The 21,059-nt window shown below is 37.8% G+C and carries 17 protein-coding genes; 14 read left to right on the top strand and 3 right to left on the bottom strand.

Going from position 1 to position 21,059, the window contains the following annotated elements:
• The first annotated feature begins 56 nt into the window (after positions 1 to 56).
• The 8 genes from rimM (at position 57) to FNL60_RS06255 (ending at position 10,565) form a co-directional block, all read left to right on the top strand.
• Complete coding sequence (rimM, locus tag FNL60_RS06290) at positions 57 to 575, top strand: ribosome maturation factor RimM (RefSeq protein ID WP_002267640.1); 519 nt, start codon at positions 57 to 59, stop codon at positions 573 to 575.
• Positions 565 to 1,287 (top strand): tRNA (guanosine(37)-N1)-methyltransferase TrmD, encoded by a 723-nt coding sequence (gene trmD, locus FNL60_RS06285; RefSeq protein WP_002270301.1) that lies wholly within the window; start codon positions 565 to 567, stop codon positions 1,285 to 1,287. The genes rimM and trmD overlap by 11 nt, the downstream gene beginning before the upstream one ends.
• Before the next feature lie 83 nt (positions 1,288 to 1,370).
• Positions 1,371 to 2,384, top strand: a complete 1,014-nt coding sequence (locus FNL60_RS06280) for an NAD(P)/FAD-dependent oxidoreductase (protein WP_002279954.1) — start codon at positions 1,371 to 1,373, stop codon at positions 2,382 to 2,384.
• 122 nt (positions 2,385 to 2,506) lie between these two features.
• Positions 2,507 to 3,250: a DeoR/GlpR family DNA-binding transcription regulator gene (locus tag FNL60_RS06275; protein ID WP_282705012.1), complete on the top strand. Its 744-nt coding sequence runs from the start codon at positions 2,507 to 2,509 to the stop codon at positions 3,248 to 3,250.
• Positions 3,247 to 4,158 (top strand): 1-phosphofructokinase, encoded by a 912-nt coding sequence (gene pfkB, locus FNL60_RS06270; protein WP_002262019.1) that lies wholly within the window; start codon positions 3,247 to 3,249, stop codon positions 4,156 to 4,158. Before FNL60_RS06275 ends, pfkB begins: the two co-directional genes overlap by 4 nt.
• Positions 4,155 to 6,122 carry a PTS fructose transporter subunit IIABC gene (locus FNL60_RS06265; RefSeq protein WP_002279956.1) on the top strand — a complete coding sequence of 656 codons (1,968 nt, stop codon included), beginning with the start codon at positions 4,155 to 4,157 and terminating at the stop codon, positions 6,120 to 6,122. The genes pfkB and FNL60_RS06265 overlap by 4 nt, the downstream gene beginning before the upstream one ends.
• Before the next feature lie 331 nt (positions 6,123 to 6,453).
• Positions 6,454 to 8,691: a 5-methyltetrahydropteroyltriglutamate--homocysteine S-methyltransferase gene (metE, locus tag FNL60_RS06260; RefSeq protein WP_002279957.1), complete on the top strand. Its 2,238-nt coding sequence runs from the start codon at positions 6,454 to 6,456 to the stop codon at positions 8,689 to 8,691.
• Between the two features lie 17 nt (positions 8,692 to 8,708).
• Positions 8,709 to 10,565, top strand: coding sequence for a bifunctional homocysteine S-methyltransferase/methylenetetrahydrofolate reductase (locus FNL60_RS06255; RefSeq protein ID WP_002279958.1), 1,857 nt, complete (start codon positions 8,709 to 8,711; stop codon positions 10,563 to 10,565).
• A 39-nt stretch (positions 10,566 to 10,604) separates the two neighbouring features.
• On the opposite strand, the gene FNL60_RS06250 is transcribed toward FNL60_RS06255, so the two are convergent.
• The 3 genes from FNL60_RS06250 to FNL60_RS06240 all read right to left on the bottom strand — a co-directional run bounded on the left by FNL60_RS06250 (position 10,605) and on the right by FNL60_RS06240 (position 12,987).
• Positions 10,605 to 11,396 (bottom strand): IS3 family transposase, encoded by a 792-nt coding sequence (locus tag FNL60_RS06250; protein WP_161602999.1) that lies wholly within the window; start codon positions 11,394 to 11,396, stop codon positions 10,605 to 10,607.
• 72 nt (positions 11,397 to 11,468) lie between these two features.
• Positions 11,469 to 11,789 carry a transposase gene (locus FNL60_RS06245; protein ID WP_111694389.1) on the bottom strand — a complete coding sequence of 107 codons (321 nt, stop codon included), beginning with the start codon at positions 11,787 to 11,789 and terminating at the stop codon, positions 11,469 to 11,471.
• A 361-nt stretch (positions 11,790 to 12,150) separates the two neighbouring features.
• A complete protein-coding gene (locus FNL60_RS06240) occupies positions 12,151 to 12,987 on the bottom strand; it encodes an AraC family transcriptional regulator (RefSeq protein ID WP_002262870.1) in 837 nt (278 codons plus the stop codon).
• Between the two features lie 107 nt (positions 12,988 to 13,094).
• Between FNL60_RS06240 and FNL60_RS06235 the strand changes: the two genes are divergently transcribed.
• The 6 genes from FNL60_RS06235 (at position 13,095) to FNL60_RS06210 (ending at position 21,053) form a co-directional block, all read left to right on the top strand.
• Positions 13,095 to 15,257, top strand: a complete 2,163-nt coding sequence (locus tag FNL60_RS06235) for an alpha-galactosidase (protein ID WP_002280356.1) — start codon at positions 13,095 to 13,097, stop codon at positions 15,255 to 15,257.
• 12 nt (positions 15,258 to 15,269) lie between these two features.
• Positions 15,270 to 16,532, top strand: coding sequence for a sugar-binding protein MsmE (msmE, locus tag FNL60_RS06230; RefSeq protein ID WP_002262872.1), 1,263 nt, complete (start codon positions 15,270 to 15,272; stop codon positions 16,530 to 16,532).
• 12 nt (positions 16,533 to 16,544) lie between these two features.
• Entirely contained in the window at positions 16,545 to 17,417 is an 873-nt protein-coding gene (locus FNL60_RS06225) for a carbohydrate ABC transporter permease (RefSeq protein ID WP_002262873.1), read from the top strand.
• Between the two features lie 14 nt (positions 17,418 to 17,431).
• Entirely contained in the window at positions 17,432 to 18,265 is an 834-nt protein-coding gene (locus FNL60_RS06220; RefSeq protein WP_002262874.1) for a carbohydrate ABC transporter permease, read from the top strand.
• Between the two features lie 194 nt (positions 18,266 to 18,459).
• Positions 18,460 to 19,905 carry a sucrose phosphorylase gene (gene gtfA / locus FNL60_RS06215; RefSeq protein ID WP_002280357.1) on the top strand — a complete coding sequence of 482 codons (1,446 nt, stop codon included), beginning with the start codon at positions 18,460 to 18,462 and terminating at the stop codon, positions 19,903 to 19,905.
• A gap of 14 nt (positions 19,906 to 19,919) precedes the next feature.
• Positions 19,920 to 21,053 carry an ABC transporter ATP-binding protein gene (locus FNL60_RS06210; protein ID WP_002280358.1) on the top strand — a complete coding sequence of 378 codons (1,134 nt, stop codon included), beginning with the start codon at positions 19,920 to 19,922 and terminating at the stop codon, positions 21,051 to 21,053.
• The last annotated feature ends 6 nt before the right edge of the window (positions 21,054 to 21,059 follow it).

The following is a 21,059-nucleotide window of genomic DNA, read 5'->3' as shown; positions in this document are numbered from 1 at the left end:
GTGAATTGTAGGACAAGATGGTAAAATAAAAGCAGTAATTTTTTATTGGAGAAGACATGAAGTATTTTAATGTTGGAAAGATTGTCAATACGCAAGGACTTCGAGGAGAAGTTCGTGTCTTATCTGTGACTGATTTTGCAGACGAACGCTTTAAAAAAGGAAGTCAGCTGGCTCTTTTTGATAAAAAAGATCACTTTGCCATGACTGTTGAGATTGCCAGCCACAGAAAACATAAAAATTTTGATATTGTCAAATTTAAAGGACTCTATCATATCAATGATGTTGAAAAATATCGTGATTTCACCCTCAAAGTTACTGAAGATCATCTGGCAGATTTAGAAGATGGTGAATTCTATTATCATGAAATCATTGGACTTGATGTTTATGAGAATGATATCTTGATTGGACAGGTCAAGGAAATTTTACAACCCGGTGCCAATGATGTTTGGGTTGTTAAACGCAAAGGAAAAAAAGATCTGCTTTTGCCTTACATTCCTTCGGTTATTGTAAAGGTTGATGTACCAAATGGTCGTATTGATGTGACTGTTTTAGAAGGATTGGACGATGAAAATTGATATTTTGACTCTCTTTCCAGAGATGTTTGCTCCTTTGGAACATTCGATTGTTGGTAAGGCACAGACAAAGGGGCTTTTAGAAATTAACTATCATAATTTTCGTGAAAATGCAGAGAAGGCTCGCCATGTAGATGATGAACCTTACGGTGGCGGTCAAGGGATGCTTTTGCGCGCTCAGCCTATTTTTGATACTTTTGATAAAATTGCTGCTAAAAAACCGCGTGTCATACTTTTAGATCCAGCGGGCCAGCAATTTAATCAGGCTTATGCAGAAGATCTGGCTCAAGAAGGTGAACTTATTTTTATCTGCGGTCACTATGAAGGATATGATGAGCGTATTAAAACTTTAGTGACTGATGAGATTTCTTTAGGGGATTTTATTTTAACAGGCGGCGAATTGGCTGCTATGACAATTATTGATGCGACAGTCAGGCTGATTCCAGAAGTTATCGGTAAAGAAGCGAGTCATCAAGATGATAGTTTTTCGTCAGGTCTCTTAGAATATCCTCAGTATACACGTCCTTATGAATATAGGGGAATGAAGGTCCCCGATGTTCTCCTGTCTGGACATCATGAAAATATTCGCTTATGGCGTCTAGAGCAAAGCTTACGTAAGACATGGGAACGTAGGCCTGATCTGCTAGAGAATTATCAGTTTACTCAGGAAGAAAAGCAACTTTTGGAAAAAATAAAGAGTGAGGGATCAAGCTAATCTTACTGTGTACTTTCTAGCTTGTTTCCTGCTCTTTTTTGTTTGCTTGCTTTTAATTGTGCTATAATGGAACTAATTTATTTATGGAGGAAGAAAAATTGACATCTGAAAAAGAGATTTATGATATAACCGTTATCGGTGGCGGACCGGTTGGTCTTTTTACAGCTTTTTATGCTGGTTTGCGTGGTATTTCTGTAAAAGTGATTGAAAGTTTATCTGAGCTTGGTGGTCAACCAGTCATTATATATCCAGAAAAGGTGATTTATGATATCCCAGCCTTTCCTGCTATTACTGGAGCAGATTTGGTAGATAATCTGATTGAACAATTGGAGCGCTTTAAGGATAAAACGACTATTTGTTTAAAAGAAGAAGTTAAAACATTTGAAAAAGAAAATGATATTTTTACTATTACAACAAATAAAGGGAATCATTTTTCGAAAGCCATTATTATTGCTTGTGGAAATGGTGCCTTTGCGCCGCGTCGATTGGGCTTGGATGATGAGGAACGTTATGCAGACCATAATCTCTTTTACAATGTTCACAAACTAGACCAATTTGCTGGTAAAAAGGTTGTTATTTGTGGTGGCGGAGACTCTGCTGTTGACTGGGCTAATGCTCTGGATAAGATTGCTGAAAGTGTCACATTGGTACACCGTCGTGATGCCTTTCGCGCTCATGAACATAGTGTAGAAGTTCTGAAAACTTCTCATGTTAATATCATGACACCTTACGTACCGCTTGAGTTAAAAGGAGAAGGTGATGAAGCAACCAGTCTTGTGATTCAAAAGGTCAAATCAGAAGAAACCAAAGAGTTGTCACTTGATTCGCTTATTGTTAGTTTTGGATTTTCAACCTCCAACAAAAACCTCAAAAGTTGGAATATTGATTATAAGCGTTCAAGTATTAATGTATCTCCTCTTTTTGAAACCAGTCAGACAGGGGTTTTTGCTATTGGAGATGCTGCAGAATATGAAGGCAAAATTGATTTAATTGCAACAGGATTTGGAGAGGCACCAACAGCAGTTAACCAAGCCATCAAATACATTTATCCTGAGCGTGATAATCGTGTCGTTCATTCCACATCATTGATAAAATAAAAGAAAAGACTTTCCTTTCTTTTTGTTAATTTTTGGTAGAATTTGGTAGAATTTGCTTGACAGTTATTATGGGGGAGTATATAATAACATGTGTAAACGATTTCAACAAGGAGGTGACTCTTATTTTAAAATCTGAACGTAAGCAGATTATCATGGAAAAGTTAGCGCAAGAGAATTTTGTAACCTTAGAATTTCTTGTTGGTGTCCTTGATACATCTGAGTCAACCGTTCGCAGAGATTTAGATGAGTTAGCAAGTGAGAAAAAACTTCATCGTGTACATGGGGGAGCTGAGAAAAACCATCCTTTGCAAGAAGAGGAAACCAATCTTCAAAAATCTATCAAAAACGTTCAAGCTAAAAAAGTTATTGTTAAAAGAGCAGCAGAGCTGATTGATAATGGTGATGTGATTTTTGTTGATGCTGGGACAACAACTGCTCTTCTATTGGATCAATTACACGCAGAAGGCTTGACTGTAGTGACGAATTCGATTCATCATGCGGCCAAATTAGTTGAAAAAAATATCAATACGATAATTATTGGTGGTTATGTCAAAAACTCAACAGATGCAAGCATAGGTCAGTTGGCCATTATGCAATTGAGTCAGCTGAATTTTGATAAGGCTTTTGTCGGTATGAATGGTATTGATCATCATTTTTTAACAACGCCTGATACTGAAGAGGCTGCTATCAAAAAGACTGTTATTGACAATGCGCAAGTAACTTATGCTTTGGCAGATGCTTCAAAATTAGGGCAAACATCATTTGTTAAAGTTGATCGGCTAGAAACGGTGACCATTATCACCAACCAATCCGATAATCGGCTGTTAAAGGAAGTAAGAAAAAAGACGAAGGTGATTGAAGTATGATTTATACGGTAACCCTTAATCCTTCTATTGATTTTATCGTTCGTATTGATAGTGTAAAAATCGGCAGTGTCAATCGTATGGATAGTGACGATAAATTTGTTGGAGGTAAAGGGATTAATGTTAGTCGTATTCTTAAGCGTTTAGGACAGGATAATACGGCGACAGGTTTTATTGGCGGTTTTACTGGTAGGTTTGTTGAGGAAGGATTGATTGCTGAAGGAATCAAGACTAACTTTGTCCATGTTAATCAAGATACCAGAATTAATGTCAAAATTAAGGCTGATCAAGAAACTGAAATTAATGGTACAGGCCCTGTCATTACAAAAGAACAAGTTTTAGCTTTAGAGAACATCTTACAGCAACTTTCACAAGACGATACGGTTGTTTTTGCAGGCAGTGCACCGTCCAATTTAGGAAACCAAATTTATGAACGCTTGATCCCGTTGGTGAGACAAACAGGAGCGCAAATTGTTTGCGATTTTGAAGGGCAAACTTTATTGGATGCTCTTGACTATCAACCGCTTTTGGTTAAACCAAATAATCATGAACTTGAAGCTATTTTCAAGGTAAACTTAAACGGTATTACTGATGTTGAAAAGTATGCCCGCCAAATTCTTGCTAAAGGCGCACAAAACGTCATTATTTCAATGGCAGGAGATGGCGCTTTATTAGTAACATCAGATGCGACTTATTTTGCTAAACCGATTAAGGGACAGGTCAGAAATTCTGTCGGTGCTGGTGATTCAATGGTTGCTGGTTTTACTGGTGAATTTGTTAAGTCAGCTAATCCTCTTGAAGCTCTCAAATGGGGAGTGGCTTGCGGTACAGCAACCGCTTTTTCAGATGATTTAGCCAGTATTGATTTTATAAAAGAAACATATGAAAAAGTAGAGGTAGAAAAATTATGAAGATTCAGGACTTACTGAACAAGGATGTCATGTTGCTTGACTTGCAGGCAACAACTAAAGAAGCTGCTATTGATGAGATGGTTTCTAAGTTAGTCGAACAAGGTATCGTTACTGATTTTGATACTTTTAAGGCTGGGATCATGAATCGTGAAGCTCAGACTTCAACTGGCCTTGGTGATGGTATTGCTATGCCTCACAGTAAGAATAAGGCTGTAAAGGAAGCAACGGTTCTTTTTGCCAAATCAAATAAAGGTGTTGATTACGAGGCTCTTGATGGTGAACCTGTTGATCTTTTCTTTATGATTGCGGCTCCTGATGGTGCTAATGATACGCATTTAGCAGCTTTGGCTGAATTATCACAATACCTTTTAAAAGATGGCTTTGCTGATAAGCTGCGTCAGGTAACCAGTCCTGATGACGTTATCAATCTTTTTAATGCAACAGAAGAAGAAAAGAAAGAAGCGGCACCTGTCTCTCCAGTAGCTGATAGTCACGATTTTCTTGTTGCTGTTACAGCCTGTACAACTGGTATTGCTCACACTTATATGGCAGAAGAAGCGCTGAAAAAGCAAGCCGCTGAAATGGGAGTTGGCATCAAGGTTGAAACCAACGGTGCCTCAGGTGTTGGCAATAAATTGACTGCTGATGATATTAAGCGTGCTAAAGGTGTTATTATCGCTGCTGACAAGGCAGTTGAAATGGATCGTTTTAATGGTAAACCTTTGATTTCGCGTCCAGTTGCTGAGGGAATTAAAAAACCTGAAGAATTAATCAATATTATTCTTGATGGTAAAGCTGAAGCCTATGTTGCTGACAACTCTGATCTTAGCAGTGAAGCATCATCAAGTGAAAAAGCTGGTCTTGGAAGTGCCTTCTATAAACACTTGATGAGTGGGGTTTCACAAATGCTTCCATTCGTTATCGGTGGCGGTATCATGATTGCTTTGTCATTCTTGATTGACCAATTCATGGGGGTTCCTAAGTCTTCTCTTAGTCACTTGGGGAATTACCATGAAATTGCAGCTATTTTCAATCAAGTCGGTAATGCTGCTTTTGGCTTTATGATTCCAGTCTTTGCTGCTTATATTGCTTATTCAATTGCTGAAAAGCCAGGTTTGGTAGCTGGTTTTGTAGCTGGCAGTATGGCAACAACAGGTCTTGCTTTCAATAAGGTTGCTTTCTTTGAATTTGGTGAAAAGGCTAGTCAAGCTAGTTTAACTGGTATACCTTCTGGCTTCCTTGGCGCTCTTGCAGGTGGTTTCCTTGCAGGCGGTGTCATTCTTGTCCTCAAGAAAGCCCTTGCCTTTGTACCTCGTTCTCTTGAAGGTATAAAATCCATCCTTCTCTATCCTTTGCTTGGTGTTTTGGTAACTGGTTTCCTCATGCTTTTTGTCAACATTCCAATGGCAGCTATCAATACAGCCTTATATAATTTCCTCGGCAACTTATCAGGTGGTTCAGCAGTTCTTTTAGGACTTATTGTTGGTGGTATGATGGCGATTGATATGGGCGGACCTTTTAATAAAGCAGCCTATGTTTTTGGAACAAGTACTTTAACAGCAGCAGCTCTTGCTAAGGGTGGTTCAGTTGTCATGGCCAGTGTCATGGCTGGTGGTATGGTACCGCCGCTTGCAGTTTTTGTTGCGACTCTTCTTTTTAAAAATAAATTCACTCAAGAAGAACATGATGCTGGTTTAACAAATATTGTTATGGGCCTTTCTTTCATTACTGAAGGTGCCATTCCATTTGGTGCAGGAGACCCAGCACGTGCCATTCCAAGTTTCATTGTTGGTTCAGCGGTTACTGGTGCCTTGGTTGGTTTAAGCGGTATTAAATTAATGGCGCCTCATGGGGGTATCTTTGTTATTGCTTTGACAAGCAATCCTTTGCTTTACCTGCTTTATATTGCTGTTGGAGCAGTGATTGCTGGTATTCTTTTTGGAAGTCTTCGTAAAGTAAGATAATTTTCGTTTAATAACAAGTCATATTGTTAGATTAATATTAATAAAAAAAATTACTCCTCTTATTAGTGGACAGTGACAAGCAATAGTCACTTGAAATGATAAGAGGAGTTTTCTTGTATTCAAAAACATTTCAGGTTCTTTTTGTTATAGATGAAAACTATAACAAATACTACATATATAGCTTAAAACTATACATATACATAAAAACACAAAAACCCTTGAAACATTGATTTAATAAGGATTATCTAGTATTATTTTAATTACAATAAAAAAAGAAGTTATAGTTATAAGATGAATACAGTTTTTATCTTAAGGCTAAGAGGAGGACGAAATGACAAAAGTTTCAAGCTTGGGCTATCCACGTTTAGGAGAAAACCGTGAATGGAAAAAATTAATCGAAGCTTATTGGGCAGGAAAAGTTAGCAAGAATGATTTATTTGCTGGTGCTAAGGAACTGCGTTTAGACTTTTTAAAAAAACAATTGAATGCAGGTCTTGATCTGATTCCAGTGGGGGATTTTTCACTTTATGATCATATTTTGGATTTGTCAGTGCAATTTAATATTATTCCTAAACGCTTTGCTAAAGAGCCAATAGATATCGACTTATATTTTGCTATTGCTCGTGGAAATAAAGAAAATGTTGCTTCTTCAATGAAGAAATGGTTTAACACTAATTATCACTATATTGTTCCCGAATGGTCAAAACAACGACCAAAACTCAATAATAATCGTTTATTGGATCTTTATTTGGAAGCTAGAGAAGTTGTTGGAGATAAGGCTAAGCCTGTTATTACTGGTCCCATTACTTATGTGGCTCTGTCAACAGGCGTTGAAGATTTTACAGCTGCTGTTAAGAGTTTGCTGCCGCTCTACAAGCAAGTTTTTACGGAATTAGTAAAAGCAGGGGCAAGCTATATCCAAGTAGATGAACCTATCTTTGTAACAGATGAAGGTAAAGATTATCTCCAAGCAGCTAAAGCAGTTTATGCTTACTTCGCTAAAGAAGTTCCTGATGCTAAATTTATTTTTCAGACCTATTTTGAAGGTTTGATTGATAGTCAGGTTTTGTCTCAACTTCCAGTAGATGCCTTTGGTCTTGATTTTGTTTATGGTTTGGAGGAAAATCTTGAGGCTATTAAGACGGGTGCTTTTAAAGGCAAAGAAATCTTTGCAGGCGTTATTGATGGACGTAATATCTGGAGTTCTGATTTTGTTAAAACGTCAGCATTGTTAGAGACGATTGAGGAACAATCTGCAGCCCTTACTATTCAGCCTTCTTGTTCACTCTTGCATGTGCCTGTAACAACTAAGAATGAAACAGATTTAGATCCTGTCTTGCGCAATGGATTAGCTTTTGCAGATGAAAAATTAACAGAAGTCAAACGATTGGCTGAACATTTAGATGGTAGAGAAGATCCAGCTTATGATTCACATATTGCACATTTTGATGCTCTTCAGGCTGCTGATTTTAGAAACGTTAAACTTGAAGATCTAAGTCGTGTTGCGACAAAACGCCCTAGCGACTTTGCTAAACGTCGTGATATTCAGCAAGAGAAGCTGCATTTGCCTTTGCTGCCAACGACAACGATTGGCTCTTTCCCACAATCAAGAGAAATCAGACGGACACGTCTGGCTTGGAAGCGTGGTGATATCAGTGATGCAGAGTATAAACAATTTATTCAGGCTGAAATTGAACGCTGGATTCGTATTCAGGAAGATTTGGATCTTGACGTTTTGGTACATGGTGAATTTGAGCGGGTTGACATGGTTGAATTTTTTGGACAAAAATTAGCCGGTTTTACAACAACAAAATTTGGCTGGGTCCAATCTTATGGTTCTCGTGCTGTGAAGCCTCCAATTATTTACGGAGATGTTCAGCATCTTGAACCAATCACCGTTGAAGAAACAGTTTACGCTCAAAGTCTGACTGATCGTCCTGTAAAAGGTATGCTGACAGGTCCAATTACTATCACCAATTGGTCTTTTGAACGAACAGATATTCCACGCGATCAGTTATTTAATCAAATTGGCTTGGCTATTAAAGATGAAATTAAACTATTGGAAAATGCTGGTATTGCTATCATTCAAGTCGATGAAGCGGCTCTTCGTGAAGGTTTGCCGCTGAGAAAAAGCAAGCAAAAAGCCTATTTAGATGATGCAGTCCATGCCTTTCACATTGCAACCTCTTCAGTTAGGGATGAAACACAGATTCATACACACATGTGTTATTCTAAATTTGATGAAATTATTGATGCTATTCGCGCCTTAGATGCTGATGTTATTTCAATTGAAACCAGCCGTAGCCATGGTGATATTATTGAGTCCTTCGAAACAGCTGTTTATCCATTGGGTATTGGTCTTGGTGTCTACGATATTCACTCTCCGCGTGTACCAACTAAAGAAGAAGTGGTGGCTAATATTGAAAGGCCTTTGCGTCAATTATCGCCAACACAATTCTGGGTTAATCCTGATTGTGGTTTAAAAACGCGTCAAGAACCAGAAACCATTGCTGCTTTGAAGGTTTTAGTTGCTGCAACTAAGGAAGTTCGTCAAAAGTTAGGAAACTAAAGGAAGGGGGAGTGACCATGTCCAGATTGCTGGATAAACTAAAGACAGATATTTTAGTGGCTGATGGAGCTATGGGGACTCTTCTCTATGCAGATGGTTTAGAATCCTGCCATGAATATTATAATATCAGTCATCCCGAGCGAATTTTGGCTATTCATCAAGCTTATATTGCAGCTGGAGCAGACATCATTCAGACCAATACTTATGGTGCTAAAAGACATCGTTTAAAAAGTTTTGGTCACGATAAAGAAGTTAAGGCAATCAATCAGGCAGCTGTTCATCTGGCCCGTCAGGCAGCTGGTGACAATACCTTTGTTTTAGGAACAATAGGTGCTTCACATGGCCTTAAACATTGTGAACTGTCCTTGGAAGACATTATTTCTCAGACTGTAGAACAGGTTCGGTTTCTTTTGGAAACGAAGCAAATTGATGGTTTGCTCTTAGAGACTTACTATGATATAGAAGAACTTGAGGCTGCTTTAAAGGCCTTGAGGCCTTTAACAGACTTGCCGATCATTACGAATGTTGCCCTTCATGAACCGGGAATTACTGAAAATGGTCGACCTTTAGTGGAAGCTTTTAGTAACTTGGTAATGTTGGGAGCCGATATCGTTGGTTTGAACTGCCATTTGGGACCTTATCATATGATCCAATCTTTCAAGCAAGTACCACTGTTTGCGCAGAGTTATTTATCAGCTTATCCTAATGCCAGTCTGTTATCTTTTTCCAGTGATGATAATGAGACCCCTTACCACTTTAGCCAGAATGCAGACTATTTTGAGTATTGTGCTAAACTTTTTGTTGAAGAAGGGGTCCGCCTCATTGGTGGCTGTTGCGGAACAACTCCTGAACATATCAAAGCTATAAAACGTGGTATTCGAGGACTTAAACCAATTGAGCGAAAAGTGACGACACCTTTGATTAGTCAAGAAGACTTGATTTATGAAGTGGAGAAAAAAGAAAGTCTGGTTGACAAAGTTAAAAAAGGGATCACCATTATTGCTGAAATTGATCCTCCTAAAACCTTGGCTGTTGACAAATTTGTTGATGGTGTCAAAGCCTTAGACGAAAAAGGTATTGCGGCGATTACCTTAGCAGATAATTCTCTTGCTAGAACGCGTATTTGTAATCTCAGCATGGCGTCAATGCTAAAGGATGAGATTGCAACACCTTTCTTACTTCATTTGTCCTGTCGCGATCATAATATGATTGGACTGCAGTCACGCCTTTTGGGCATGGATCTTTTGGGATTTGATCATATTCTTGCCATCACAGGAGATCCCTCAAAAATTGGAGATTTCCCAGGAGCTACCAGTGTTTATGACGCTACCAGTTTCAAATTGCTGTCTTTGATTAAGCAACTCAATCAGGGTCATGGTTACAGTGGTGCTAGTCTTAAAAAAGCGACCCATTTTACCGTTGCTGCAGCTTTTAACCCTAATGTTAAAAACTTAAGCAGAACAGGAAGGTTAATTGAGAAGAAGGTTGCAGCTGGAGCAGATTATTTTATCACACAGCCTGTTTTTAGCGAAACAGTCATACAAGAGTTAAGTGAAGTTACTAAACCTTATGAACAGCCCTTTTTTGTTGGTATTATGCCGATCACTTCTTATAATAATGCTGTTTTCTTACATAATGAAGTTCCGGGAATCAGTTTATCAGAATCTTTTCTGGCAAAATTAGAAGCGGTTAAGGATGATAAAGAAACCTGTCAGAAAGTAGCTTTAGCTGAAAGTAAAAAATTGATAGACGCAGTTCTGGCTCATTTTAATGGCATTTATCTCATTACTCCTTTTTTACGTTATGATTTGACAGTAGAATTAATTGATTATATTCAGGTAAAGACAGCAACTGTTGCTAAAAAGAGAATTTAGTGTCAAGTCCCATCTAAAATAGACAGTATAAAAAGCGTATTATTTAGTAAGGTATGACTTCCTGAATTCCATAGGAGTCGTACCTTTTAATTTCTCTTGTGATCTGTGGTAGTTATACCAGTTAATGTATTCCCTAATTTGACGGATGAGTGTTCCCTTGTCTTTAGGTGGAAATGGTCTTAAGGACTCACTCTTCAAGTGAGAAAAGAAATTCTCACAGGCTGCATTATCGTAACCATTTCCCTTACCAGAATGAGAAATGGTCACTCCATATTGGTCTAGTTTTCGAAGATATTGTTGATTGGTGTATTGAAATCCTTGTTCAGAATGAAGAATGCAGACCTTAGTTGAATCCCAGAAATCATTAAATACAAGATCTATATTATCAAAAACTAACTTGTTATCATTGAAATCGGATAGCGTATAGTCTAAAATGGAATTGTCATAACAATCTTTTATGACACTCAGTAACATCCTCCCATAGTTGTAGTAAACGTAGCTGACATCCGTTGTTAGTTTCTGGAGAGGGCGTTCTGCTTTAAAGTTTCGGGCAAGCACGTTGTAGTGGACGTGTCTTGCCTTTTCAGTTATCTCTCGTTGAGTACAAGAATGATACCTCTTCTTACGAATAGGTGAGTGATGACCAAGAATACGCATATAGCGTAAAATAGTCTTTGGGTTACGGAAGAGTTGATAACAGATGAAGCGATAACCTTTCTGAGTATCATGGAAGAGGTCTGTAACCTTTTGAGCGAGGTTTGAATCAAACTGCTTATATTCAGGTTTCCCATTGCTTAACCAGAGGTAGGTATGATGACCTTGGGAAACCAAAATAGGAACATAAAGAGGAGACAGGGTAACGATTCTTTAACCGATCAACGACTTGATAAAGATGACCTCTTCTCACTTTCTGAGGAGAGTCCTTAAGGTCTTTAAAATGGTATTTTCCATGTGTAGATAAGCATTCTGCTCTTCTAGTGACATCTCATCTAGATTTCTCGTTTTAGGACGACCAGTGGACTTAGTGCCTCGTAAATCTTGTGTGAGTAGGGCTGGGTTTTCGCGGCATTTCCTTGTCCAAGTTAGTCCCTGATTGTCTGATTTTAACCCATATTTTTTGACAATGGAAGGCATCCCTCCACTCTTCCCACTAAGGTAATCTTTTACGACCTGTAATTTGAATTCTGATGAATACTTAGTGAACTTGCTTCCTTTTTTGGCCATATGAAAAGAACCTCCTTATAAGAACAGTATATAACTTTTTTATACTGTCCATTATAAGTGGTTCTTTTCATAGAGTTCTCTTTTTTTGCTGATTAGAGGTTGCGTCATAATGAAAGAAAAGGAGGGGGAAAATGATTTTTATGGCTATCATGTGTGTTTGTCTCAACTTCTGTTTGGTGGGGCAGTTTGTTTACCAAACTTGTGTCTGCCTAGTACTAAAAAGTAAGCGGAATGGCTCTATTAGTCTAGGAAATCACTTTACAAAATTAGAAATAGTGCTACAATAAATTTGTATCGCAAACGTTTGCAAAACTGTTCCTTTCTAATAAAAAAGACCAATAGTTGTGCAAAACTCATTTGCTTAATTATTTTGGATTTCTTTTCTAAATTTACTGGGGCTTTTTCCAAAATAATTTTTAAAGGCTTTACTAAATGCAAGTGAATCGCTAAAACCAACAGAATTGGATATTTCAGCAATACTTAATTTGGGATTTTCAAGCAAATACTGACTTCTTTTCATTCTGACTTGAAGTATGTACTCTTTTATGGAAAGATTTGTACTTTTTCTAAAAATTTTATAGAGATAACTTCGACTAAGATTCAGCTTTTTAGCAATATCATTAACTCGAAGGGAACTGCCATACTGCGAATGTATTATTTTTTTCACTTGGTTAACATAAGCTTTTGTTGAGCTATTGCTCTCTTCTAAGTGAGATAGAGGAAATTCTTCAATGAGGGCAGCTAAAAGCTTATAAAGTTCACCTACCATTAGTAATTCATTGACAGAGGTTAAGGGGGTGTTGGCAAATTGAATAATGGTCATCATTTGTGAGAAGAGCTTGGAGCTGCGGCCAGAATGACAATAAAAACGTTTAAAAAGGCTTGACTGCTTAAGAATATTCTCGGCTTTTGAACCGCTAAAGCCAATCCAGATATAGCTCCAAGGCATTTGGAGATCTGCTTGATAAAAGGTTGAGATATCTTTGGGGAGAAGGAAGATATCACCTGCTGCTAAGTCAAGGGTGTGTTGATTTATGGTAAGTTTTCCTTTACCTTCAAGGATGAAATGAATGACATAATTGTCTCGAATAGTTGGACCAAAGGAATAGCCTCTATCACATTTTTCTGAACCGTAGTGATCAACGCTTAAATCGAAATTATTAATATCAAATTCATTATAGATATTTAGAATATTCATTTTCTTTACCTTTCTTTAGGAAACATTTTACCATATTTTAGCAACAAACACCTATTTTTTAAAACGGTTACAAAATGTATAATAAGGGTAATATGAAGGGAGAACAAATGGGCATTGTTATTAAAGATAACCTTTTTTATATACACACCAAAGACTCATCATTGATTATTGAAGAAAGAGATGGTGATTTGCTTTTAAAACATCTAGGTAAAAAAATTGAAGCCTATCATTTTTCCAATACTGTTTTTGAAAAGGATCATGCTTTTTCAGCTAATCCAGTGGCGGACAATAGAAATTATAGTTATGATACACAAAGACAAATATTTGGTGTTCATGGTTTTGGTGATTTTAGAGTGCCTTCACTAATCCTTCAACATGATAATAATGATTTAACACGGTTTAAATTTAAGAAGGCTAAAATTATTAAGGGGGGGATCAAGGCAAGAGGTTTGCCTAATCCACATAGCAGTGAGAGTGCTCAAAGCTTGGCTCTTATCTTAGAAGATGATTTGGCAAAACTGCGCATGACTCTGTATTATACGGCTTATGATGATAATGCCACCATTTCAACCTTTGTCAAATTTGAAAATTTATCTGATAAGCCTGTTATTCTTCATCGTGCTTTATCAACAATGTTTGATTTACCTGCCAGCCATTATGATGTGATAACTTTTCAAGGAGCTTATGCTCGCGAGAAGACGCTTCGGCGCCACCAGATTGAACAGGGTCTGTTTAAAATAGGCTCTAATCGAGGAGCTTCAGGACATGCTCAAACCCCTTCCTTAATTTTAACAGAGCATGATAGCAATGAGTTTTATGGAGAGGCTTTGGCTTTACAATTAATCTATAGCGGAAATTTTCAAGCTTTTGTTCAAAAAAATCAATTAAACGAGGTTCGCTTAGGCATCGGAATAAATGATGATAATTTTTCATGGGACCTGCAGGCTAATCAGAGTTTTGAGACACCTGTAGCTTTGATAACCTACACTGATAAGGGATTAACGGATCTGACACAAGAAAGTCATAATTTTATTAAACGTCATATTATTCCTAAGAATTTTGCTAATAAGGAACGTCCTATCCTTATCAATAATTGGGAGGCAACATATTTTGATTTTAATCGGAGTCAATTGCTGGGGCTGGCAGATGAAGCCAGAAAACTTGGCATTGAACTCTTTGTGCTTGACGATGGTTGGTTTGGTCATCGTTTTGATGACAATAGCTCACTTGGTGATTGGTTTGTCAATGAAGAAAAACTTAGTGGTTCCCTTGATAGCTTTATCAAGGAAATTCATGATAGAGGATTACAGTTCGGCCTTTGGTTTGAACCAGAAATGGTATCAGTTGACAGCAAACTTTATAGAGCTCATCCTGATTGGGTCATTCAGGCAGATCAGCGAGAGCATACTTATTCTCGCAATCAATTGGTCTTGAATCTAGCTAATCCCGATGTAGTTGCTTATATCAAAACTGTTCTTGATAAGCTGCTGACAGAAAATACGATTGATTATGTTAAATGGGACTACAATCGCAATATAACCAATATTGGCAATGGCAGAACTTACTTGGAAACGCAAATGCAGTCGCATGCTTATATACTGGGGTTGTATGATATTGTTTCTTACTTAACAACAAAACACGATAAGGTCTTGTTTGAATCCTGTTCAGGAGGTGGCGGTCGCAACGATTTGGGGATGATGTGTTATTTTCCTCAAGTGTGGTCAAGTGATAATACAGATGCTATTGCAAGACTGCCTATACAGTATGGTTCCTCTTATCTTTACCCAACTATTTCTATGGGAGCTCATGTTTCAGCGGTTCCTAACCATCAAATGAACCGTCATACCCCTCTTACAACACGAGGTCATGTTGCTATGATGGGAAATTTAGGTTATGAATTGGACTTAGCAATCTTAACCAAAAATGAAAAAAAGGCTGTTGCCAATCAGATTAAACATTATAAAAAGATAAGGTCTGTTGTACAATTTGGCAAGCTTTACCGTCTAATTAATCCCGAAGTTGGAATTAATGAGGTAGCAGTGCAATATACCTATGACAATCAGGTACTGGTTACCTATGTCCGTATTCAATCAACCATAGAGATGATGGAAACAACTGTAAAGTTGAGAGGACTAGATGCAGATGCCATTTATGTTCTTATAGAAACTGGACAAGTCTTTTCAGGTGCGGAGTTAATGTATGCGGGATTGACCATTGATATGCCGCAAGGTGATTATTTGAGTAAACAATACTATTTTATTAAAAAGTAGAAGGAGACACTTATGAAATGGTATAAAAAAATTGGATTACTAGGTATTGTCGGTCTGACGAGCGTCTTACTAGCTGCATGCAACAAAAGTAAGGCTTCGCAGTCAAAGGAGGATAAAGTAACAATTGAGTATTTTAACCAAAAAAAAGAAATGGACGCTACCTTGAAAAAGATAATTAAGGACTTTGAAAGGGAAAATCCTAAAATTCATGTCAAGATGACTAGTGTTCCAGATGCTGGTACAGTCCTCAAAACGCGTGTCTTATCAGGAGATGTGCCCGATGTTATCAATATTTATCCTCAAAATATGGACTTCCAAGAATGGTCCAAAGCAGGTTATTTTTATAATATGACGGGTAAAGCCTATCTTAACCATTTAAAGAATCATTATGCTAACGAATATAAAGTTAATCAAAAGGTTTACAGCGTCCCGTTAACAGCTAATGTTTCAGGAATTTATTATAACAAGACCAAATTTAAAGAATTAGGTTTGAAGGTTCCTGAAACTTGGGATGAGTTTGTTAAATTGGTTGAAGAAATCAAAGCAAAAAAGGAAACACCGTTTGCTTTAGCGGGAACAGAAGGTTGGACCTTGAATGGTTATCATCAGTTATCCTTGATTTCAGTCACTGGCAGTGCTAATGCCGCTAATAAATACCTTCGCTTTTCCCAACCAAATTCGATTAAAACCAGTGATAAAATTTTAAAAGAAGATATGGTTCGGCTCAATCTTTTAGCAGATGATGGCAATCAGCAGAAAAATTGGAAGGGAGCTTCTTATAATGATGCTCTTGTGGCATTTGCTAATGAAAAAGCTCTTATGACACCTAATGGTTCGTGGGCCTTGCCAGCTATTAAACAACAAGATCCCAAATTTGAAATTGGAACCTTTGCTTTTCCGGGCAAAAAAACTGGAAATGGCATAACAGTTGGAGCCGGAGATTTAGCTCTATCAATTTCAGCTAAAACAAAACATCTTAAAGAAGCTGAAAAATTTGTTAAATACATGACGACTGCTAGGGCGATGCAGAAATATTATGATGTTGATGGTTCACCAGTAGCAGTAAAAGGAGTCAGAGAAGATAAGAATTCACCTTTGCAACCTTTAACTAAATTAGCTTTTACTGATAAACACTATGTGTGGTTAGGTCAGCATTGGAATAGTGAAGATGATTTCTTTACAGCCACAACCAATTATCTAATGACAAAAAATGCTAAAGGTTTAGCTGATGGGCTTAACGCTTTCTTTAATCCAATGAAAGCAGACGTTGATTAGGAGGGATAAGGGATGACTATCAGAAAAGTTTTAAATAAATACTGGGGTTGGACATTTTTAATCGTACCGCTCATTTTACAAGTTGTATTCTTTTATTTTCCTATGTTTCAGGGTGCTTTTTATAGCTTTACTAATTGGACAGGTCTGACCTATAATTTTGATTTTGTTGGTATTAATAATTATAAGATTTTGATGACTGATGGGAAATTTATGAAGGCTATTGGTTTTACTTTGGTTTTGACTCTGGCCTTGATTGTCGGTGAAATTGTCCTTGGTATTATCATTGCACGTGCGCTTAATGCTAAGATCAAAGGAAAAACTTTTTTCAGAGCCTGGTTCTTCTTTCCAGCTGTTTTATCTGGTTTGACAGTTTCTTTGATTTTTAAACAGGTTTTCAATTATGGTTTGCCAGCAGTTGGCAGTGCTTTGGGAATTAAATTTTTAGAAACAAGTATGTTGGGAACAGCGAACGGGGCGGTTATTGCTTCAATCTTTGTTCTTTTGTGGCAAGGTGTTGCTATGCCTATTATTCTTTTCCTTTCAGGATTACAGAGTATTCCATCAGAGATTGTCGAAGCAGCAGCTATTGATGGTGCTGACAGTAAACAGACATTTTGGTCAGTCGAGTTGCCCTACTTACTGCCAAGTATTTCCATGGTTTTCATCATGGCTTTAAAAGCTGGTCTTACGGCCTTTGATCAAATCTTTGCCTTAACAGGTGGCGGTCCAAATAATTCAACAACATCATTAGGCCTTTTGGTTTATAACTATGCCTTTAAGAGTAATCAGTATGGTTATGCTAATGCTATTGCTTTGATTTTATTCATTATCATTGGAATTGTTTCTGTGCTGCAAATTAAACTCTCTAAGAAGTTTGAAGTTTAGAGGAGACTGATGCTATGAAAAAAGAAGAAAAAATAAATTATTTTTGGAAATATGTACTTTTGACTGTTGGTGGCATCCTGATTTTGATCCCACTGATGGTTACTGTCTTTAGCTCTTTTAAGAAAACTAAGGATATTATGAATCATTTTTTTGCCTTTCCAAATCCTATCACCTTGGATAATTACAAACGTTTGTTAGCTGATGGTGTTGGCGGCTATTTTTGGAATTCAACGGTGATTACTGTTTTATCCGTTTTGGTGGTCATGCTCTTTATCCCTGCAGCGGCTTATTCCATTGCGCGTAACATGTCTAGAAGAAAAGCTTTCAATATCATGTATAGCCTGTTGATTCTGGGAATTTTCGTTCCTTTCCAGGTTATCATGATTCCTATTACGGTTATGATGAGTAAATTAGGCTTGGCTAATATGTGGGGATTAATTATTCTGTATTTAACTTATGCTATTCCACAGACACTCTTCCTTTACGTGGGTTATATCAAACTAAGTGTACCTGATAGTTTAGATGAAGCAGCTGAAATTGATGGTGCGGATAAATTGACAACTTATCGTAAAATCATTTTCCCTATGTTAAAACCAATGCACGCAACAACTCTGATTATTAATGCACTTTGGTTCTGGAACGACTTTATGTTGCCATTGCTGATTCTTAATAAGGATTCAAGTATGTGGACGCTTCCTCTTTTCCAATACAATTATAGCGGACAATATTTCAATGATTACGGTCCTAGTTTTGCTTCTTACATTGTTGGTATTATTACCATTACAATTGTTTATCTTATTTTCCAAAAACACATTATTGCTGGTATGAGCAATGGAGCTGTGAAGTGAGAGCTATAGATAATGACCGCTTAAGCAGCTCTTCATTAACTAACGCCAGCCGCTATGGCGGTCTGCCTAAGTTCCCACTAGCTCGCCACCTGCAATAAGAACGATTACTTCTGGCTCGCGTCGTAGGAGCTAAAGATGTGGCTGTTATTTTTAGGTTGAACTGGTATAAACCAAAATTAATTAGAGGAGATAAAATGCCAATTACAAATAAAACAATGTTGATTACTTACGCAGACAGTTTGGGTAAAAATTTGAAAGAATTGAATGAAAATATTGAGAATTATTTTGGAGATGCTGTTGGCGGTGTCCATTTGCTGCCATTCTTTCCTTCCACAGGTGATCGTGGCTTTGCACCGATTGATTACCATGAAGTTGACTCTGCTTTTGGCGATTGGGATGATGTCAAACGCTTGGGTGAAAAATATTACCTCATGTTTGATTTCATGATTAATCATATTTCGCGTCAGTCTAAATATTATAAAGATTACCAAGAAAAGCATGAAGCAAGTGCTTATAAAGATCTATTTTTAAATTGGGATAAATTTTGGCCTAAAAATCGCCCGACACAAGAAGATGTAGACCTGATTTATAAGCGTAAGGATCGAGCACCTAAGCAGGAAATCCAATTTGCAGATGGCAGTGTTGAACATCTCTGGAACACTTTTGGGGAGGAACAGATTGATCTTGACGTGACTAAAGAAGTGACTATGGATTTTATTCGCTCTACCATTGAAAATTTAGCAGCCAACGGCTGTGATCTCATTCGTTTGGATGCCTTTGCTTATGCTGTTAAAAAGCTAGATACGAATGATTTCTTTGTTGAACCTGAAATCTGGACTCTGCTAGATAAAGTTCGTGATATAGCTGCTGTATCGGGTGCGGAAATCTTGCCGGAAATTCATGAACACTATACTATTCAATTTAAAATTGCAGACCATGATTACTATGTTTATGATTTTGCCCTGCCTATGGTGACGCTCTACAGCCTATATTCGGGCAAGGTTGACCGTCTTGCCAAATGGCTGAAAATGAGTCCGATGAAACAGTTCACCACCCTTGATACACATGACGGTATTGGTGTGGTTGATGTTAAGGATATCCTGACTGACGAAGAAATTACCTATACTTCTAATGAGCTTTATAAGGTCGGTGCCAATGTCAATCGTAAGTATTCAACTGCCGAATATAATAACTTGGATATCTATCAAATTAATTCAACTTACTATTCAGCACTTGGTGATGATGATCAAAAATACTTTTTGGCCCGCTTGATACAAGCTTTTGCTCCAGGTATTCCACAGGTTTATTACGTTGGCTTTTTAGCTGGCAAGAATGATCTTGAATTACTGGAAAGCACTAAAGAAGGCCGCAATATCAACCGTCATTATTATAGTAGTGAAGAAATTGCTAAGGAAGTGAAGCGACCAGTTGTCAAGGCACTTTTAAATCTCTTTACTTACCGCAATCAGTCAGCAGCTTTTGATTTGGATGGCCGTATTGAAGTGGAAACGCCAAATGAAGCGACCATTGTCATAGAACGTCAAAATAAAGATGGCAGTCATATCGCAAAAGCAGAGATTAATCTCCAAGATATGACATACAGAGTAACAGAAAATGATCAAACAATAAGCTTTGAATAATTAGGAGAGAGACTATGGTTGAACTAAATTTAAATCACATTTATAAAAAATACCCTAACAGCAGTCATTACTCTGTTGAAGATTTTGACTTGGATATCAAGAACAAAGAATTCATCGTTTTTGTTGGTCCTTCAGGCTGCGGAAAATCAACAACCCTTCGGATGGTTGCTGGTTTGGAGGATATTACCAAGGGCGAACTTAAAATTGACGGTGAAGTGGTCAATGATAAGGCCCCCAAAGATCGCGATATTGCTATGGTTTTCCAAAACTATGCGCTTTATCCTCATATGAGCGTTTATGATAATATGGCTTTTGGACTTAAACTACGTCACTATTCCAAAGAAGCTATTGATAAGCGTGTCAAGGAAGCTGCACAAATTCTTGGTCTGACCGAATTTTTAGAACGTAAACCAGCTGATTTATCCGGAGGTCAACGTCAGCGTGTGGCTATGGGTCGGGCAATTGTTCGTGATGCCAAGGTCTTTTTGATGGATGAGCCCCTGTCCAATTTAGATGCCAAGTTGCGGGTATCTATGCGGGCAGAGATTGCGAAAATTCATCGTCGTATCGGTGCAACGACCATTTATGTTACCCATGACCAAACGGAAGCCATGACCTTAGCTGACCGTATTGTTATTATGAGTTCAACAAAAAATGAGGATGGTTCAGGTACAATTGGCCGCGTGGAACAGGTAGGAACGCCTCAGGAACTTTATAACCGGCCTGCTAATAAATTCGTTGCTGGTTTTATCGGCAGTCCGGCCATGAACTTCTTTGATGTTACTATCAAAGATGGGCAGCTGGTCGGTAAGGATGGCTTAACGATTGCTGTTACAGAAGGGCAGCTTAAAATGCTTGAGTCTAAAGGTTTTAAGAATAAGAACTTAATTTTTGGTATTCGTCCGGAGGATATTTCCAGCAGTCTTTTAGTTCAGGAAACTTATCCAGATGCTACAGTTGATGCAGAAGTGGTTGTCTCAGAATTGCTTGGCAGTGAAACCATGCTTTATCTTAAACTTGGGCAAACAGAATTTGCAGCACGTGTCGATGCTAGAGATTTCCATGAACCGGGTGAAAAGGTCTCTCTCACCTTTAATGTTGCCAAGGGTCACTTCTTTGACGCAGAAACGGAAGCAGCCATTCGATAAAAAACG

Origin of the sequence: Streptococcus mutans, assembly GCF_006739205.1 — a bacterium.
Taxonomy (GTDB): Bacteria; Bacillota; Bacilli; order Lactobacillales; family Streptococcaceae; genus Streptococcus; species Streptococcus mutans.
The sequence above is the reverse complement of the archived record's forward strand: the minus strand, read 5'-3'. Positions and strand labels throughout refer to the sequence as shown.

Bases quoted from the DNA above. Each gene is read 5' to 3' on its own strand.
- rimM (WP_002267640.1), top strand. From the start codon at position 57: ATGAAGTATTTTAATGTTGGAAAGATTGTCAATACGCAAGGACTTCGA.
- trmD (WP_002270301.1), top strand. From the start codon at position 565: ATGAAAATTGATATTTTGACTCTCTTTCCAGAGATGTTTGCTCCTTTG.
- FNL60_RS06280 (WP_002279954.1), top strand. From the start codon at position 1,371: ATGGAGGAAGAAAAATTGACATCTGAAAAAGAGATTTATGATATAACC.
- pfkB (WP_002262019.1), top strand. From the start codon at position 3,247: ATGATTTATACGGTAACCCTTAATCCTTCTATTGATTTTATCGTTCGT.
- FNL60_RS06265 (WP_002279956.1), top strand. From the start codon at position 4,155: ATGAAGATTCAGGACTTACTGAACAAGGATGTCATGTTGCTTGACTTG.
- metE (WP_002279957.1), top strand. From the start codon at position 6,454: ATGACAAAAGTTTCAAGCTTGGGCTATCCACGTTTAGGAGAAAACCGT.
- FNL60_RS06255 (WP_002279958.1), top strand. From the start codon at position 8,709: ATGTCCAGATTGCTGGATAAACTAAAGACAGATATTTTAGTGGCTGAT.
- FNL60_RS06245 (WP_111694389.1), bottom strand. From the start codon at position 11,789: ATGGCCAAAAAAGGAAGCAAGTTCACTAAGTATTCATCAGAATTCAAA.
- FNL60_RS06240 (WP_002262870.1), bottom strand. From the start codon at position 12,987: ATGAATATTCTAAATATCTATAATGAATTTGATATTAATAATTTCGAT.
- FNL60_RS06235 (WP_002280356.1), top strand. From the start codon at position 13,095: ATGGGCATTGTTATTAAAGATAACCTTTTTTATATACACACCAAAGAC.
- msmE (WP_002262872.1), top strand. From the start codon at position 15,270: ATGAAATGGTATAAAAAAATTGGATTACTAGGTATTGTCGGTCTGACG.
- FNL60_RS06225 (WP_002262873.1), top strand. From the start codon at position 16,545: ATGACTATCAGAAAAGTTTTAAATAAATACTGGGGTTGGACATTTTTA.
- FNL60_RS06220 (WP_002262874.1), top strand. From the start codon at position 17,432: ATGAAAAAAGAAGAAAAAATAAATTATTTTTGGAAATATGTACTTTTG.
- gtfA (WP_002280357.1), top strand. From the start codon at position 18,460: ATGCCAATTACAAATAAAACAATGTTGATTACTTACGCAGACAGTTTG.
- FNL60_RS06210 (WP_002280358.1), top strand. From the start codon at position 19,920: ATGGTTGAACTAAATTTAAATCACATTTATAAAAAATACCCTAACAGC.